This window comes from Streptomyces aidingensis (genome assembly GCF_900112355.1).
Classification (GTDB): Bacteria; Actinomycetota; Actinomycetes; order Streptomycetales; family Streptomycetaceae; genus Streptomyces; species Streptomyces aidingensis.
On the sequence record NZ_FOLM01000016.1, the window covers coordinates 29,927 to 43,649 of the forward strand.

Sequence of the window (13,723 nt, forward strand, 5' to 3'; positions counted from 1 at the left end):
CGGAAATCCTCCGTCATGCACCGCCGGGCGAGCGGACCCGACCCTGGAGGGAGGACGTACCCGGTGACGCCTCCCGGCACAGGACCGACGCCCACCGAGCGGTATCCGGAGCTGGTGACCCGCATGACCGTTTCCGGCATCCGCACCGGCCCCGACATGCAGGACCTGCGCGGCGCCCCGCCCGATGCGGAGCGGGTGCTGTGCTGGCCGGCGGGCCACCGGGTGATCGTCTCCGGCCTGCCCGGCAGCGGGAAATCCACCCTGATGTCCCGGATCGCCGCCGCGCCCGGCGGCCGGGTGCTGCGGCTCGACTCCCAGGACACCCGCGAGCGCTGGGCGCGCAGGCTGCCCGCCTGGCTGCCCTATGCCTGCTACCGGCCGGGGGTGCGGCTGGCGCACTACGCCCGGGTCCGGCGGGCACTGCGCGGGTCCTGCGCCGTGGTGGTGCACGACTGCGGGCGCTCCCCGTGGGTGCGGCGCTGGCTGGCCCGGGACAGCCGGCGCCGTGGCCTGGGCCTGCATCTGGTGGTGCTGGACGTGGATCCGGCGGAGGCGCTGGCCGGGCAGTCGGCCCGTGGCCGCCGGGTGTCCCGGGCCGCGTTCCGGGGCCACCGGCGGGCCATGGCCAGGCTGCTGGCGGAGCTGGAGGCGGGCCGGATGCCGTCCGGCTGCACCTCGGTCACCCTGCTGGACGGCCCGTCGGCACGTACGGTGACGGGCCTGTTCCGTACCGTCGGTGCCCCGCGGGCCGGCTGAGCACGGCCCGTACCTGCGTCGTTGCAGTTGTTGTGGATTTAACCATCCCGCTTTGCCAACCGCCGTGCCGGTGAGAGGCTTGACGCTACGTCACCAGGCGGGCCCCGGGTGCAGAGGAGCGAGGATGGTCAGCAGCGGGATATCCGGGACGGCGGTACCGTCCATCGGAGCAGATGTCGAGGCCGCCCTGCGGGCCGGTCCCACGCTGCCGCGGCTGGTGCTCGGCGCCCAGTTGCGCCGGCTGCGGGAAGCGGGCCGGTTCTCCCGGGAGGCGGCCGGCGAGGTCATCCGTGCCTCGCATTCCAAGATCTGCCGCCTGGAACTGGGCCGCACCGGTTTCAAGCTGCGCGATGTGGCCGACCTGCTGGACCTGTACGGGGTCACCGACGAGGCGCACCGCGCCACCCTGCTGGAACTGGCCGAGCGGGCCAACACCCCCGGCTGGTGGCAGGCCTACGCCGATGTGGTGCCGGACTGGCTGCACGGCTATCTGGGAGCGGAGCAGGCCGCCTCGGTGATCCGGACCTACGAGGTGCAGTTCGTGCCGGGACTGCTGCAGACCCCGGACTACGCCCGGGCCGTCATCCGGCTGGGCCACGGCGGCGCCCGCCCCCGGGAGCTCGACCGCCGGGTGGAGCTGCGCGGCCGGCGCCGGCAGATCCTGGGCGGCCCGCGGCCGGTGCAGCTCTGGGCGGTGATCGACGAGGCCGCGCTGCGCCGCCCGGTCGGCGGCGCCGACACCATGCGCGGCCAGTTGCGGCATCTGATCGAGATCTCCCGGCGGAGCCATGTCACCGTCCAGGTACTGCCCTTCTCGGCCGGCGGGCACGCGGCGGCGGGCGGCCCGGTGACCCTGCTGCGGCTGCCGGGCGACCGGCTGCCCGACGTGGTCTATCTGGAACAGCTCACCACCGCCGTCTACCTGGACCGGCCGGCCGACACCGACCCCTACTGGGATGTGGTGAACCGGCTGGCGGTGGAGGCCGCCTGCCCGGAGGAGTCCCGGCGGATCATCGCCCGGATCATGGCGGCGCTGTGAGTGCGAGCGGCGCCGGGCCCGGCCCCGGGGGCTGGCGCAAGAGCCGGCGGTCCAATCCCAGCGGCAACTGCGTGGAGGTGGCCCTGCTGGCCGGGGAGCCGGGGCCGGCGGTGGCGGTGCGCGACTCCGTCCGCCCGGACGGCCCGGTGCTGGTCTTCCGGCCCGCGGCGCTGGCCGCGGCGCTGGCCGGCCCGGCCGGCCGGCTCAGCTGACCGGGGCGGCGGAGCGGGAGCGACGGCGCCGCAGCCGCCCGCGCAGCCTGCGCCGCGCCGACCGCACACGCCTGCGGGCCCGGCCCAGCCGGGGAAACCGGCCGCGGGGCCGCTCCTGGCCGTACTGGTCGAGTTCCTCGGCCAGCCGCATGGTGCGCTTCTCCACGTCCAGCTCGTCCAGCATCCGGTCGATCTCGGCCAGCAGCGCGCCGTGCAACTGCCACTGGCGGGGATGCTCCCGCACCCGGGCCAGCAGCAGCCAGGCGATCCGGTCCCGGCCCTCCCGGCTGGCCGCCAGCTCCCGGGCCAGCCGGTCCTCGGCCGCCTCCGAGCTGGTGCTCACCTGGCTGGTGATCAGCATCGCGAAGCTGTCCACGGCCGCGGCCAGATGGCCCAGCAGCACCTGGAGCGCCCGGGAGACATCCGCGTCGAACAGCTCCTCCTCGGTGCGCCGCCGGGCCAGGTCGGTCAGGGTGCGGGTGAGGGAGCGCAGCACCACCGTGCAGATCTCCAGGGTGTCCAGGCCGGTGCGCAGCACCACCCGGTAGAGCAGGCCCTCCTTGACCCGGGGATTGAACTTCAGGCTCTCCTCGGCCTGGCTGAGCGAGCTGTCCACCTCGGACACGTCGTCGTCCAGCCGCCGGGCCTGGTGCAGCTTGTCGGCCGCGCGGTGCACCGGCACATGACCGCCCAGCTCCTCACCGATGTGCAGCAGCAGCCGGCGCATCCGGCCGGCCAGGTCCTCGATGGCCTCGCCGGCCGGCCGCACCCACACCGGGGGCACGAACACGGCGTTCATCACCAGCCCGACCGCGGCCCCGATCAGGGTCTCCACCACCCGGTCCACGGCGGTCTCGGTCACCCGGGTGACACCGAGCACCAGCATGGCGCTGATCGCCACCTCCGGGACGAACTCGCCCGCCCGCACCAGATGGCCCACCACCAGCGAGGACAGGATCAGCAGCCCCAGGCTCCACCAGGTCAGCGGCACCACCACACTGAACGCGGCGGCCACCGACACCCCGGCCACCACCGAGTTCACCCGGCGGATGCCGCTGGTCAGGGTGGCGTAGACGGTGACCTGCACCACCAGGATGGCGGTCAGCGGGGCCAGCAGCGGGGCCCGCACCTCCACCACCTGGTCGGCGGCCAGATAGGCGAGGGTGGCGGCGGCGGTGGAGCGCACGGTCTGCACGACCACCGGCTCCTTGCGCCGGGAGGCCAGTTCGATCATGCGCTCGGGAACTTCGGGCACGCTCCACCACTAACCGGGTCCGGCCGGTGCGGTCACCTCCGGCGCGGCCCAGTGACCCGAGTGGCCCACCCGCCCGGGAAGCCGCGGGCGGTCAGCGGTCGGTCCCGCCTCGCTCCTCCCCGGTCTCCTCACCCTCCACCAGATGGACCGCGGCCTCCTCCGCCGAGGCGGCACCGCCGTCGATGCCCACGTCCGCCGCGGACAGCTCGGCGTCCGTGTCCGGGGCGCTGCCGCCGCCGTAGCCCACCAGCCGGCCGGCCCGGGCGTCGCCCACCTCGGTGTCCCGCGGCTCGCCCTCGCCGTCCGGCAGATCGCCGATGCCGTCGTCCGGAGCGGTGTCCGGCTCCGGCAGCTCGCGGGACAGCCGCCGCTCCAGTCCTTCGCCCTCCCGCTGCTCCCGCGCGGTGGTGCCCCAGTCGTCCACCGCGAAGGGCCGCTCGGGCGGCGAATAGCCCTCCTCGATGGGCTCGGAACCGCGCTGGACCAGCGTGTCCTTGGTCTCCAGCGGCCCGGCGTCGTCGGGCACGTCCTCCATCTGCGGCTGGTAGACCTCGTCGCCCTCGGTCTCTTCGTCACTCACGGTCGCGCTCCTCTCGCCCGCGGTCGCCCGGCCGGGAGGGTCCCGGACAGGCCCCGTGTCACCGTGCAGCCCGCCCGCCAAACCCGGCCGGGTGCGCCGGGCGGGGCGGGGCGGTGTCAGACGAAGGCGCGGCCCTCGCCGCGATAGGTGGCGGCCGTCCCGCTGATCCGGTCCCCGTCCAGCAGATGCAGGGCGGTCACCCGCTCGGCCAGCTCGCCCGCCCTGCCGTGCCGGAACCACACCCGGTCGCCCACGCCCAGGCCGGCCGCGCCGGGCCCGGTCAGCGGCGTCTCCACCTCCCCGGCGCCCTCCTGCCGGGTCAGCCGCAGCCCGGGCGGCCACACCGGGACCGGCAGCCGGTCCGGGCCGGCCGGGCCGGACGCCACCCAGCCGCCGCCCAGTACCGTCGCCGTGCGCGGGTCCGGCACCCGCACCACGGAGTGCACGAAGAACGCGGCCGGCTGTCCGCCGGGCGGCGCGGGCCCGAGCAGGCCGGAGCCCGCGGTCAGCTCGGTGACCGCAGCCTCGGCGGCGGCGTCCGCCAGCGAGCCGGTGCCGCCGCCGCTGACGAACTCCAGCGGTGCCACCGCACGGACCGCCGCCACCGCCTCGGCGCGCCGCCGGCGCAGCTCCGCCCGCGACATCCGGCGCAGCAGCCGGACGGCGGGGAGCCGGGTCTCGTGGCAGCGCACCCCGGCCAGCCGCAGCGCGGGCCGGGCCAGGGTGGCCCGCGCCAGGGCCGCGGCCTGCGCCGGACGGTGCACCGGCGAGCGGCGGGCGCCGAACCGCAGCCGCCCGCCCAGCAGCCGCAGCGAGGCGTCCAGATCCAGGCAGACGCGCAGCGGGCGGCCCCCGCCCGGCCGGCCGCGGGCCGCCCGCACCGCGTCCGCGATCAGATCGAGATGGTCGGTGCGGTCGGCCATCAGGGTGATCCGGCCGGCCAGCCGCCGGTCGGTGGCCAGCCGGTGCAGCGCGACCGGGTCGGCGGTCGGGGAGGCCACCAGCACGTCCTCGAACTCCTCGGCCAGCCACAGGGCCTCGGGCAGGGTCTGGGCCAGCAGACCCCGGAAACCGGGCAGTTCCAGCACCATCCGCAGCAGGGAGCGGCAGCGCACCGCGTGGGTGGCCGGCCGGACCGGTTTGCCGCCCGCCCGGCGGGCCAGGCCGGCGGCGTTCTCCCGCAGCGCGGCGAGATCGATCACCGCATACGGGGGTTCCAGCACCCGGGTGGCACGTTCCAGCCGCGCGAAGCCGACACCGTCCGCGCGTTCGCTCCCGGTCATCCGCGCTCCCTCCCACGGCGGCCGGGACACTCCCTCGCCCCGGAGCACCGCCGTCACGCCGACCCCGCATGCTACCGCCCGTCCCGGCCCTCCCTTCCGGGCCCGCCCGTCGCCGCCGGCGGCCGGCCGGGCGGAACGGGACCGGCACCGCTTTGGGCGGCGCCGGGGCGGGTAACCGGAGGCCCATGCTGACGCTTGGGGTCGAGGAGGAGTTCCTGCTGGTGGACCCGGAGCACGGGGTGCCGGTGCCGCTGGCCGGGCCGGTGCGGGCGGTACTCGGCCGCCAGCCCGCGCTGGACACCGAGGAGGTGCGCCCGGAGATGCTCCAGGTGCAGCTGGAGACGGCCACCCCGGTCTGCACCGGCCTGGACGAGATCGGCGGCCATCTGCTGCGCCTGCGGCACGCGCTGAGCGCCGCCGCCGAGACGGCCGGCTGCCGGCTGGCCGCCACCGGCTCGGCGCCGCTGGCCGGCCCGCTGCCCGCGCCGGTCACCGAGGAACACCGTTACCGGGCGCTGATGGCCGCCGCGCCGCAGCTCGCCGACGAGCAGCTGATCAATGGCATGCACTGCCATGTGGGGGTGCCGGACCGGGCCACCGCCGTGGCCGTGGTGAACCGGCTGCGCCCCTGGCTCTGCGTGCTGATCGCGATGGGCGCCAACTCGCCGTTCTGGCAGGGCGCCGACACCGGTTTCGCGAGCTGGCGCACGGTTGTCTTCGACCGCTGGCCGGCCGGCGGGCAGCCGCCGCCGTTCGCCGGGGAGGCCGACTACGAGCGGCGGGCGGACGCCCTGGTGGCCACCGGGGTGGTGGGGGACCGGGGCCAGTTCTACTGGCGGGCGCGGCCCTCCGAGCGCTTTCCCACCGTCGAGGTGCGGGCCCTGGACGTGCAGCTCCGGGTGGAGGAGACGGTGATGTTCGCGGGCCTGATCCGGGCGCTGGTGGACACCGCCATCGCCGACACCGCGGCCGGCGCGCCGCTGCCCGGGGTGCACGAGGAGGTGCTGCGGGCGGCCGACTGGCAGGCCGCCCGGCACGGGCTGAACGGCATGCTGGTGGATCCGTTCACGGCCGGCCGCCGCCGGGCCGGGGACCTGGTCCGGGCGCTGCTGGCGCAGGTCCGCCCGGCCCTGGAGCGGGCCGGCGATCTGCGGACGGTCAGCACCCTGGCGGAACGGCTGGTCCGGGAGGGCACCGCGGCCGACCGGCAGCGCCGCGCCCACCGGGCGGGCGGCTGGCCCGGGGTGCTGCAACTGACCACCGGGACCGTGGACTGAACCCGTGGACCGAACCCGTGGACCGAACCCGTGCACCGAACCCGTGCACCGAACCCGTGGACCGAACCCGTGGACCGAACCCGTGGACCGAAGCCGGGACCGCGGCGGACCGGCCGGCGCGGACCCGGATCAGCCGGGAGCCAGGCGGGCGAACCGGCCGGCGATCCGGATGTCGGCCTCGATGGCCCGGGCGGCCTCCAGCAGCGGGGGCAGCAGTTCGGCGCGGGACCGCGCGGCGGGGGCGCGCCCGGTGTGGGTGGAGACGTTGGCCGCGGCGATCACCCGGCCGCCGCCGTCGCGCACCGGCACCGCCAGCGAGCGCAGCCCGTCCTCCAGCTCGTCGTCCACCAGGGCGTATCCCTGGCGCCCGGTGGTGTCCAGGATCTCCAGCAGCCGGTCCGGCGAGGTGACGGTGTGCGGGGTGAGCGCGGTCGGCTCGGCGGCGGCCAGCCGGCGGGCGCGCTCGGCCGGCGGCAGCCCGGCCAGCAGCACCCGGCCCATGGAGGTGGCGAAGGCCGGGAAGCGGGTGCCCACGGTGATGTTGACGCTCATGATGCGGACGGCGGGGACGCGGGCGATGTAGCGGATGTCGGTGTCCTCCAGCACGCTCAGGGAGGCCGATTCGTGCACCCGGGCCGCCAGGGCGGCCAGATGCGGCTGGGCGATCTCCGGCAGGGTCAGCCGGGACAGATGGGCGAACCCCAGCTCCAGAAGGCGGGGCGTGGGCCGGAACAGCCGCCCCTCGGCGGCCACATAGCCCAGATGCCGCAGGGTGATCAGGGAACGGCGCACGGTGGCGCGCGGCAGGCCGGTGGCCTCCGCCACGGCGGCCAGCGGCAGTTCGGCCCGCCCGGCGTCGAAGGCGGTCAGCACCGACAGTCCCCGGGCCAGCGACTCGACGAACTCCGGCCCCAGCTCCCGCTTGCCGGCCCGCGCCGCCAAGGCCGGCGTCCCGGCTCCCTCCGGCGGGGCGGCCGCGCCGGAGGCGGTGTCCGCGTCCGGCGAGGGCTCGGTGGGGGCGCGCAGGAGGTGTTCCATGGTGGGCACGGCCCGGTGCAGGCGGGGGAGGACGGCCTCGGCCAGTGAGCCGGCGCTGTGGCGGCTGGTGTGGCTGACCACGCTCACCGCGCACACCGGTCGCCCCGTGCGCCCCGTGCGCACCGGCACCGCCACGGCGATCAGCTGCGGCTCGATGAGCTGGTCGTCCAGCGACCAGCCGTGCTCCCGGGCGGCCCCGGCGCGGGCCGGGAAGGAGGCGCCGGCCGCGCCCCCGTCCGCGGCCACCGCGGGAAAGCCCTCGTCCCGCGGGTCCGCGGCGCACCGCTGCCGCCAGCGCGCCCAGTCGTCCTCGTCCCAGTGGGCCGCGAACAGGGCGCCGGGTGCGCCGCGTTCGGCCGGCAGCAGGTCGCCGATGCGGAAGGCCGGCGACATGGCCCGGCCGCGGGTGGCCTGGTGGACGAAGCGCACCCCGTCCCGGTCCGGGACCGCGATGGACACCGACTCGTCCAGTTCGCCGGCCAGCTCGTCCACCACCGGGCCGAGCAGCGCGGGCAGGCCCGAGGCGGCCAGATAGGCGTTGCCCAGCTCCATCAGCCGGGGGGTGAGCACCGCGTCCCGGCCCTCCAGCCGCAGATGGCCGGTGTGTTCCAGGGTGCTGATCACCCGGTCCACGGTGGCCCGGGCCAGCCGGGTGGTCCGGGCCAGGTCGCTGACCGGCCGCCGGCCGCCGGCCGCCGCCAGGGCGCGCAGCACCCCCAGCCCGCGGACCAGCGGCCCCACGGTTTCCCGGGGCTGGTCCGGTACGGACGGTGCGGCGGCGGCCGGGGGGGACGCGGGGGTCATGGGGTGGCTCCAGCTTGGCGGGCATTCGGCGAAACGGTACCGGCTCCGGGCGTTGACAGGGACGGAGACCGGAGTCAGACTCTGACCGGCCGGAACGATGAACGAAAGTTCACTGGGCGAACATCTGGTGATGCGGAAGGAAGCGGCGACGCATGGACAAAGTGGTCGCCTCGGCCGCCGAGGCCGTGGCAGACATCCCGGACGGGGCCTCCCTGGCGGTCGGCGGTTTCGGCCTCAGCGGGGTCCCCACCGTGCTGATCGAGGCCCTCCACCGGGCCGGGGTCACCGGCCTCAGCGTGGTCTCCAACAACTGCGGCGCCATGGAGACCGGCCTGGCCGTGCTGCTGTCCGCACACCGCATCGCCCGGGTCACCGGCTCCTATGTCGGGGAGAACGAGGAGTTCGCCCGCCAGTACCTGGCCGGTGAGATCGAGCTGGAGCTCATCCCGCAGGGCACCCTGGCCGAGCGGCTGCGCGCCGGCGGCTGCGGCATTCCGGCCTTCTACACCCCGGCGGGCGTCGGCACCCTGGTCGCCGAGGGCGGCCTGCCCTGGCGCTACACCTCCGACGGCCGGGTGGCGGTGGCCTCCCCGCCCAAGGAGGTGCGGGTCTTCGACGGCCGCGCATACGTCCTGGAGCACGGCATCCGGACCGACTACGCCCTGGTGCGCGCCGCCCGCGGCGACCGCCACGGCAACCTGGTCTTCAGCAAGTCCGCCCGCAACTTCAACCCGCCGGCCGCCATGGCCGGCCGGATCACCGTCGCCGAGGTGGAGGAGCTGGTGGAGCCGGGCGAACTGGATCCGGACCGGGTGCATCTGCCCGGGATCTTCGTGCAGCGGGTGGTGGCGCTCAGCCCGGGCCAGGCCGCCGACAAGAGGATCGAACGCCGCACCGTCACCCCGCCGCGAGCGAAGGCAGCCGCCTGATGCCCTGGTCCGTGGAGGAAATGGCGGCCCGCGCCGCCGCGGAGGCGGCCGACGGCTCCTATGTCAATCTCGGCATCGGCCTGCCGACCCTGATCCCCAACCATCTCCCGGACGGGGTCCGGGTGGTGCTGGAGTCCGAGAACGGCCTGCTGGGCGTGGGGCCCTACCCGGCCGAGGACGAGGTGGACCCCGACCTGATCAACGCCGGCAAGGAGACCGTCACGGTGCTGCCCGGCGCCTCCTTCTTCGACTCCGCGCTCTCCTTCGGCATGATCCGCGGCGGCCACATCGACCTGGCGGTGCTGGGCGCCATGCAGGTGTCGGCCGCCGGCGACCTGGCCAACTGGGCGGTGCCGGGAAAGACGATCAAGGGCATGGGCGGTGCCATGGACCTGGTGCACGGCGCCCGGCGGGTGATCGTGCTGATGCGGCACACCGCCCGGGACGGCAGCCCCAAGATCCTCGACGAGTGCACCCTGCCGCTGACCGGGCGGCGCTGTGTGCACCGGATCATCACCGAGCTGGGCGTGCTGGACATCACCGGCCGGGGCCTGGTCCTGGCGGAGACCGCCCCCGGCGTCACCGCCGGGGAGCTGCGGGCGCGCACCGCCGCGGCGGTGCACGACCCCGTGCCGGAGCAGGAGCGGCGCCCGGCGGCCGGTCCGCCCCTCCCGCGCCGTCCCCCGGCCGGGACGGCAGGGTAGGGTCGCGCTGCCGGAGACAGGGCCGTGGCCGGGGCGGCAGGCCCCGGCGGAGGAGGCGGAGCGGGGCGGTGCTGGACATGGAGCCGGGGGAGGCGCATCTGTGGTACGTCGATCCGCTGGCCGTCCGGTCCCCGGCGGTGCTGGACGCCTACCGGGCTCTGCTGACCCCCGAGGAGCTGGCCTCCGCGGCGCGCATCCGGCCGTGGGCCGGACGCCACACCGCGCTGGTCGCCCGCGGGCTGCTGCGCACCCTGCTCAGCCGGTACTGCCCGGCGGTGCCGCCCGCCGACTGGCGCTTCGCCAAGGGCCGTTACGGGCGTCCGGAGATCGAGGCGCCCGCCGGACACGGCAGGCTGCGGTTCAATCTCACGCACACCGACGGGCTGGCGGCCTGCCTGCTGGTGCCGGACGTGGACTGCGGGGTGGACGCGGAGGCCCTGGACCGGGCCGCCGACGTGGACATCCTGGTGCCCAGCACCCTGACCGCCCGGGAGGCGGCGGCGCTGGCCGCCACCCCGCCGGAGGAGCGCACCGGCCGGTTCTTCCGGCACTGGACGCTCAAGGAGGCCTACGCCAAGGCGCGCGGTCTCGGCCTGCAACTGCCCTTCCAGCAGTTCGGCTTCGACCTCGGCCCGGCGGACGGGCGGTCTCCCGGGGCGGTCACCGCGCATTTCGGCGCGGAGCTGGCGGACCGCCCGGACGACTGGCAGTTCGCCCAGTGGACGGTGGCCGGGACGCATGTGCTCGCGGTGGCGCTGCGCCGGCCCGCCGGCGGTGAGCTGCGCATCGTCCGCCATCATGTGCGCCACGGCACCCGCCACGACCTCCACCACGATGTCCGCCACGATGTCCACGACGACATCCACCACGACATCCACCACGACGTCCAGGGGGACGGGCTGCCGGAGGGCCTGCCGGTGCCCTGACGTCCCGGCCGTCCGGGCCCGGGAGCGGGAGACCGCCACGGTCCGTGCCGCGCGGCAGCGGCTTCCCGCCGTCTCGGCCGGCGTGCACCGGGACGCCGCCGGCGGCCACGGGCGCGGACCGGCCCCGGCCGGTCCGGTCAGGGGCGGACGCGGGCGGCGAGCAGGGCGGCGGCCAGGGCGGCGGCGGCCAGGGCGAGCAGCGCGAGGCGGAGACCGGTCAGCGCGGCCAGCGCGCCGATCAGCGGCGGGGCGAGGAGAAAGCCGGGCCACTGGCCCAGCACCAGCACCGACACCCCCTCGCCCGCCGTCAGCCCCGGCCGGCGGCCGGCCAGCCCGAAGACGGTGGGGGACATGCAGGCGATGCCCAGGCCCAGGACGGCGAAGCCGGCCAGCGCCGCCGCCGGATGCGGCCAGGCCACGGCCAGCGCCACCCCCGCCGCCGAGACCAGCCCGGACAGCCGCAGGAACCGCCGGTGGCCCAGCCGGCCCAGCAGGCGGTCGCCGCCCAGCCGGGCCAGGGCGGCGGTCGCGGTCAGCGCCGTATAGGTGGCCGCGGCCAGTGCCGCGCTCGCGCCCAGCGAGTCCGCGGCGTAGATCGCCGACCACTGCCAGGCCGCGCCCTCCACAAAGGCCGCGACAAAGGCGATGGCGGCCAGCAGCAGAAGCTGCGGGGTGAACCGGCGGCGCAGCCGCCGCAGCGTCCCGCCGCCGGACGGGGCCCGGCTCACCTCGTCCGGCAGCCACCGGGCGGCCCCCAGCAGCAGCGAGCCGAGCAGCACGCTGTTCCCGGCCATCTGGGCGCCCGGAGTCACCCCGGCCGCCGCGGCCAGCGTGCCCAGCGCGCCGCCGCCCAGCACACCGAAACTGAAGCAGGCGTGGAAACCGGACATCACCGGCCGTCCATAGCGCCGCTCCACCTCCGCGGCCTGCGCGTTCATCGGCGTGGACAGCAGCCCCGCGGAGAAGCCCCAGGCCGCCAGCGCCGGCAGCAGGGCGGTCACGGTCCCGGCCGAGGCCAGCAGCGGCGCCGTGCAGAGGATCAGCGAGGCGCCGGCCAGGCTCAGCCACCGGACGCTGACCCGTCCGATGAGCAGCGTGATCAGGGTCAGGGCCACCACGTCCCCGGCGGTGGAGGCGGTGTTCGCCAGCCCCCAGGAGGCGTCGCCCAGCCCCACCCCGCGGCGCACCTCGGGAATGCGCGACGACCAGCCGCCCACCACCGAGCCCAGCAGGGCGAACACCAGGCACACCGCCAGCCGGGCCCGCACCGCGTCCCGCGGCGGCCGGCCCTTCGCCGCCGCACCGTCGCCGCCGCCGGCCGGTGGGCCGGCCGGGGCCGTCGCCGCCGGCCCGGCACCCGTTCCGTTCACGCCGCCCTCCGTGCATCTGTTCCCGGGCGGAGCCTAGCCGCCGGGTCCGGCGGGCCCGGCCGGCGGGTGGCGGCGGAGGGCGGCATGCGGATGATGGGGGATATGGGCGGAGTCGTTCCGGCGCCCGCGGCGCCCGGCGCAGGACAGGTGCTCACCACCGATCTGTACGAGGTGAGCATGTGTCTGGGCTATCTGCGCGAGGGCATGACCGCCGAGGCCACCTTCAGCCTGTTCGTGCGCGAGCTGCCGCCGGCCCGCGGCTTCCTGGTCGCGGCCGGCCTGGAACCGGCCCTGGACTATCTGTCCCGGCTCCGGGTCGGCCCGGCCGAGGCCGCCGCCTTCGCCGATGTCCTGCACCGGCCGCCCGCCGATCTGGACCCGATGACCGGCCTGGAGTTCCGCGGCGCGGTCCGGGCCGTGCCGGAGGGCCGGGTGGTGCTGGCCGGGGAGCCGCTGCTGGAGGTCACCGCGCCGCTGCCGCAGGCGCAGCTCGCCGAGTCGTTCCTGCTCAACCTGGTCGGCCACCAGACCGCGGTGGCCTCCAAGGCGGCCCGCTGCGTGCTGGCCGCCCGCGGCCGTCCGGTGGTCGACTTCTCGCTGCGCCGCACCCATGGCGCCGAGGCCGCCCGCCAGATGGCCAGGACCGGGGCGCTGACCGGATTCGCCGGGACCAGCAATGTGGCCGCCGCCACCGAACTGGGCATCCCCGCCGTGGGCACCATGGCGCACTCCTGGATCGAGGCGTTCGAGGACGAGGAGGCCGCCTTCCGCGCCTTCGCCCGGGCCCATCCCGGGCCGGTCGCCTTCCTGGTGGACACCTACGACACCGAACGGGGCACCGCGGTGGCCGCCCGGGTGCTGCGCGGCCTGGGCTACGGCCCCGGCTGCGGCATCCGGCTGGACAGCGGCGACCTGGCCGTGCTGGCGGGGCGCTGCCGCCGCATCCTGGACGACGCGGGGCTGCCCGAGGTGCGGATCATCGCCAGCGGCGGCCTGGACGAGTACGCCGTGGACCGGCTGGTGCGGGCCGGCGCGCCGATCGACGTCTACGCGGTCGGCACCAAGGCCGGCGTGAGTGCCGACGCCCCCTATCTGGACTCCGCCTACAAGCTGGTCTCCTTCGCCGGCCGCCCGGTGATGAAGCTGTCCGCCGCCAAGGTGACCGCCCCGGCCGCCAAGCAGGTCTTCCGCGGTCCCGGCTGCCGGGATGTGATCGCGCTGCGCGACGAGCCGGTGCCGCCGGGCACCGAGCCGCTGCTGCGCACGGTGATGACCGGCGGTCGCCGCACCGCCGCCCCGGACACCCTGGCCGCCGCCCGGGAGCGGTTCCAGGCCGATCTGGCCGCACTTCCCGAGGACGCCCGCCGCATCCACGATCCCGTCGCGCCCCGGCCGGGCCGCTCGGCGGCGCTGATCCGGCTCACCGAGGAGGTCCGCAGCCGGATCGGCGCCCGGACCGGCGCCCGCGGCACTTCCGGGGACGCCGGGGACGCCGGGGAGCGCGGGGACGCATCCGGCGGAGCCCGCGGCTGAGCCCGCGCGCGGGCGCG

13 protein-coding genes are annotated in these 13,723 nt (G+C 76.4%); 8 read left to right on the plus strand and 5 right to left on the minus strand.

Annotation, left to right across the window (positions count from 1 at the left end):
- The first annotated feature begins 15 nt into the window (after window positions 1-15).
- The 3 genes from BM242_RS23340 to BM242_RS23350 all read left to right on the plus strand — a co-directional run bounded on the left by BM242_RS23340 (window position 16) and on the right by BM242_RS23350 (window position 2,007).
- Entirely contained in the window at window positions 16-756 is a 741-nt protein-coding gene (locus BM242_RS23340) for an AAA family ATPase (protein ID WP_425443918.1), read from the plus strand.
- Window positions 757-880: 124 nt separating this feature from the next.
- On the plus strand, window positions 881-1,795 hold the full coding sequence (locus BM242_RS23345; RefSeq protein WP_093840889.1) for a helix-turn-helix domain-containing protein: 915 nt from the start codon (window positions 881-883) through the stop codon (window positions 1,793-1,795).
- Window positions 1,792-2,007: a DUF397 domain-containing protein gene (locus BM242_RS23350; RefSeq protein ID WP_175541545.1), complete on the plus strand. Its 216-nt coding sequence runs from the start codon at window positions 1,792-1,794 to the stop codon at window positions 2,005-2,007. The genes BM242_RS23345 and BM242_RS23350 overlap by 4 nt, the downstream gene beginning before the upstream one ends.
- On the opposite strand, the gene BM242_RS23355 is transcribed toward BM242_RS23350, so the two are convergent.
- The 3 genes from BM242_RS23355 to BM242_RS23365 all read right to left on the minus strand — a co-directional run bounded on the left by BM242_RS23355 (window position 2,000) and on the right by BM242_RS23365 (window position 5,125).
- Window positions 2,000-3,241, minus strand: a complete 1,242-nt coding sequence (locus tag BM242_RS23355) for an FUSC family protein (RefSeq protein ID WP_093840890.1) — start codon at window positions 3,239-3,241, stop codon at window positions 2,000-2,002. The genes BM242_RS23350 and BM242_RS23355 overlap by 8 nt on opposite strands.
- Window positions 3,242-3,353: 112 nt before the next feature.
- Window positions 3,354-3,842, minus strand: a complete 489-nt coding sequence (locus tag BM242_RS23360; protein ID WP_093840891.1) for a DUF5709 domain-containing protein — start codon at window positions 3,840-3,842, stop codon at window positions 3,354-3,356.
- 116 nt (window positions 3,843-3,958) lie between these two features.
- Window positions 3,959-5,125, minus strand: coding sequence for an alanine racemase (locus tag BM242_RS23365; protein WP_093840892.1), 1,167 nt, complete (start codon window positions 5,123-5,125; stop codon window positions 3,959-3,961).
- 185 nt (window positions 5,126-5,310) lie between these two features.
- Between BM242_RS23365 and BM242_RS23370 the strand changes: the two genes are divergently transcribed.
- Complete coding sequence (locus tag BM242_RS23370; RefSeq protein ID WP_093840893.1) at window positions 5,311-6,402, plus strand: carboxylate-amine ligase; 1,092 nt, start codon at window positions 5,311-5,313, stop codon at window positions 6,400-6,402.
- A gap of 129 nt (window positions 6,403-6,531) precedes the next feature.
- Here BM242_RS23370 and BM242_RS23375 read toward each other — a convergent pair whose 3' ends face one another.
- A complete protein-coding gene (locus tag BM242_RS23375) occupies window positions 6,532-8,244 on the minus strand; it encodes an IclR family transcriptional regulator domain-containing protein (protein ID WP_093840894.1) in 1,713 nt (570 codons plus the stop codon).
- Between the two features lie 152 nt (window positions 8,245-8,396).
- Between BM242_RS23375 and BM242_RS23380 the strand changes: the two genes are divergently transcribed.
- The 3 genes from BM242_RS23380 to BM242_RS23390 all read left to right on the plus strand — a co-directional run bounded on the left by BM242_RS23380 (window position 8,397) and on the right by BM242_RS23390 (window position 10,803).
- On the plus strand, window positions 8,397-9,173 hold the full coding sequence (locus BM242_RS23380; RefSeq protein WP_093840895.1) for a CoA transferase subunit A: 777 nt from the start codon (window positions 8,397-8,399) through the stop codon (window positions 9,171-9,173).
- Window positions 9,173-9,877 carry a 3-oxoacid CoA-transferase subunit B gene (locus BM242_RS23385; protein WP_093840896.1) on the plus strand — a complete coding sequence of 235 codons (705 nt, stop codon included), beginning with the start codon at window positions 9,173-9,175 and terminating at the stop codon, window positions 9,875-9,877. Before BM242_RS23380 ends, BM242_RS23385 begins: the two co-directional genes overlap by 1 nt.
- 77 nt (window positions 9,878-9,954) lie before the next feature.
- Window positions 9,955-10,803, plus strand: coding sequence for a 4'-phosphopantetheinyl transferase family protein (locus BM242_RS23390; RefSeq protein WP_245834445.1), 849 nt, complete (start codon window positions 9,955-9,957; stop codon window positions 10,801-10,803).
- Between the two features lie 137 nt (window positions 10,804-10,940).
- Here BM242_RS23390 and BM242_RS23395 read toward each other — a convergent pair whose 3' ends face one another.
- The gene (locus BM242_RS23395) at window positions 10,941-12,173 is read right to left on the minus strand and encodes an MFS transporter (protein ID WP_093840898.1); all 1,233 of its coding nucleotides are present in this window, start codon (window positions 12,171-12,173) and stop codon (window positions 10,941-10,943) included.
- 102 nt (window positions 12,174-12,275) lie between these two features.
- On the opposite strand from BM242_RS23395, the gene BM242_RS23400 reads away from it, so the two are divergent.
- Complete coding sequence (locus tag BM242_RS23400; RefSeq protein WP_093840957.1) at window positions 12,276-13,706, plus strand: nicotinate phosphoribosyltransferase; 1,431 nt, start codon at window positions 12,276-12,278, stop codon at window positions 13,704-13,706.
- Window positions 13,707-13,723 lie beyond the last annotated feature (17 nt).